The organism is uncultured Tepidimonas sp. (assembly GCF_938045175.1).
Classification (GTDB): Bacteria; Pseudomonadota; Gammaproteobacteria; order Burkholderiales; family Burkholderiaceae_C; genus Tepidimonas.
On sequence record NZ_CALIND010000095.1, the window covers coordinates 1 to 2,562 of the forward strand.

Genomic DNA, 2,562 nt, shown 5'->3' on the forward strand with positions numbered 1-2,562 from the left:
GCGCCGTGCTTTGCATGATGCGGATGTTGGCCTGATGCGGGATGAGCCAGTCCACGTCGGCCTCGGTCTTGCCCGCCTTGGCCAGCGTGGTGCGGGCCGTCTCCTCCAGCACATGCACCGCCAGCTTGAAGACCGCCTGCCCATCCATGCGCAGCAGCGGCTCACCCAGCACCTGCCCGCCGGCCACCCCGCCGGGCACGCACAAGATGCCCGTGTGCCGACCGTCCGCGTGGATGTCGGTGGCCAGCACGCCCGGGCCGCTGCCGTCGTGCTCGGTGGCCTCCAGCACCACGGCGCCAGCGCCGTCGCCAAACAGCACGCAGGTCGTGCGGTCATCGAAGTCGAGGATACGCGAAAACACCTCGGCCCCCACCACCAACGCACAGCGTGCCGTGCCGGTGCGGATGAGCGCATCAGCCACCGTCAGCGCGTAGATAAAACCGGTGCACACCGCCTGCACGTCGAACGCGGGCGCACCGATCGGCCCGCGCCCGCCCTGGGCGCTGGCGGCCTCGTGCAGCTTGCGCTGCAGGATGGAGGCCGTGGACGGAAACACCATGTCCGGAGTGGACGTGGCCAGCACGATCAGATCGACCTCGTGCGGTTCGCGCCCCGCGGCCTGCAAGGCGCGCAGGCTGGCAGCCAGCGCCAAGTCGCTCGCCATCTCACCGTCGGCGGCGAAGTGGCGCGCGCGAATGCCCGTGCGCTCGACGATCCACTCGTCGCTCGTCTGCAGCCCGCGCTGGGCGAGCCACTCGGCCATGTCCTGGTTGGTCAGGCGCCGCTGGGGCAAATGGCTGCCCGTGCCAGTGATGCGGGCGTACAGACTCATCGGTGCTCCGGTGGTTGGCAACAGACCATGGACGACCTGCTCAAGTAAACGGGCCGGCCTCGACCCCGTGCGCGGCCGTCGCCATCAACGGGGCCGCGTGGGCGATGCGACGCTGCACACGATCCAGCAATCGGGCGTCGGCCGCATCATACGCACGCCGCAGCGCCTGCTCGAACGCAAACGCGTCGGCCGAGCCGTGGCTCTTGAACACCAGGCCGCGCAAGCCCAGCAGCGCCGCGCCGTTGTAGCGCCGATGATCGACCCGGCGCTTGAAGCGCATCAGCACCGGCCACGCCACCAGCGCCGCCAGCCGCGCATATGCGCTGCGCGCAAACTCCTCGCGCAAAAAGGTGCCGATCATGCTGGCCAGCCCCTCGCTGGCCTTGAGCGCGACGTTGCCGACGAAGCCGTCGCAGACGACGATGTCGACCGTGCCTTTGAAAATGTCGTTGCCTTCGACGTTGCCGTGGAAGTTCAGGTCACCGCGCGCGGCGGCCTCGCGCAGCAACTGCCCCGCGCGCTTGATGACGTCGTTGCCCTTGATGACCTCTTCGCCGATATTGAGCAGCCCCACGGTCGGGTTCTCGCGACCGCTGGCGGCCACGAGCGCCGAGCCCATGACCGCGAACTGCAACAGGTGCTCGGCGGTGCAATCGACATTGGCCCCCAGGTCCAGCACGGTGGTCGCCCCACCGGCCGCGTTGGGCATTTGGGTCGCGATGGCGGGTCGGTCGATGCCATCGAGCGTTTTGAGCACGTAGCGCGCAATCGCCATCAGCGCCCCCGTGTTGCCAGCAGACACAGCCGCATCGGCCGCCCCGTCCTTGACCTGCGCGATCGCCACGCGCATGGACGAGTCCTTCTTGCGGCGCAGGGCCACCTCGACCGGATCGTCCATCGCCACGACCTCGGAGGCGTGCACCACGCTGCAACGGGCAGCGTCGAGCCCGGCAGGCAGCGACGACAACGCGTCGGGCCGACCCACCAAGAGCAAGCGCGCCTCGGGATGGCTGGCAAGAAACGCGGCACAAGCCGGCAGGGTCACCGAGGGGCCGTGGTCGCCCCCCATGCAGTCGACGGCAATCCGGATCACGGTGGCTTCATGCGCGCGCGGGCGGCCCGCTGCGCCCACCTCGGCGCGCGACCGTCACCCGCGTGACGGGAACCGTCGCGGAAATCAAGCCTCGGACTTGTTCTTGAGCACCTGACGGCCGCGATAAAAGCCGTTGGGGCTGATGTGGTGGCGCAGGTGCGTCTCGCCCGTGGTGGGCTCAACGGCGATCCCAGGCACCGACAGCGCGTTGTGCGAGCGGTGCATGCCGCGCTTGGACGGCGACTTCTTGTTCTGCTGAACGGCCATGATCGGCTCCTGGAAAAAGACAAGGATAGTCTAGGAAAACCCCGCATTATAGCCGGCCGCCCGTCATCGGGGCAACGCGCCCTCAGGGCCGACGCGCTTTGAGGGCGGCTAGCACCTCGAAGGGACGGCGTCGCGCCTCGGCCGATTCGTCCCCGTCTGCGACGGCAGGCGTCAGCACCTCCCCGCTGGTCAGGGCAATCGGGTGCGGGCAGGCGTCGTGCATGGGCACCAACGGCGCTGCCAACAGCAACTCGTCTTCCACCAACTCGCGCAACGGGTAGCGCGTCCCCACCAGCACCAGCAGGTCTTCCTCGCACGACTCGTCTTCGGCCTCGGCGGTTGCCTCATCGGCCACGAAGCGAAACCAGCG

At 68.8% G+C, this 2,562-nt stretch carries 4 protein-coding genes; all 4 read right to left on the reverse strand.

From position 1 onward, the window contains the following. Positions 1-832: beta-ketoacyl-ACP synthase III (locus Q0716_RS04950; protein WP_299020323.1), on the reverse strand; the 832-nt coding region annotated here is incomplete at its 3' end. A gap of 40 nt (positions 833-872) precedes the next feature. Further along, entirely contained in the window at positions 873-1,925 is a 1,053-nt protein-coding gene (gene plsX / locus Q0716_RS04955) for a phosphate acyltransferase PlsX (protein WP_299020325.1), read from the reverse strand. 84 nt (positions 1,926-2,009) lie between these two features. Beyond that, entirely contained in the window at positions 2,010-2,192 is a 183-nt protein-coding gene (gene rpmF / locus Q0716_RS04960) for a 50S ribosomal protein L32 (RefSeq protein WP_234266733.1), read from the reverse strand. Positions 2,193-2,274: 82 nt separating this feature from the next. Then, positions 2,275-2,562, reverse strand: a 288-nt coding sequence (locus tag Q0716_RS04965) for a YceD family protein (RefSeq protein ID WP_366139717.1), incomplete at its 5' end; no start/stop codon positions are given.

Excerpts from the sequence above, each read along its gene's own strand:
- rpmF (WP_234266733.1), bottom strand. The coding sequence starts at position 2,192 with ATGGCCGTTCAGCAGAACAAGAAGTCGCCGTCCAAGCGCGGCATGCAC.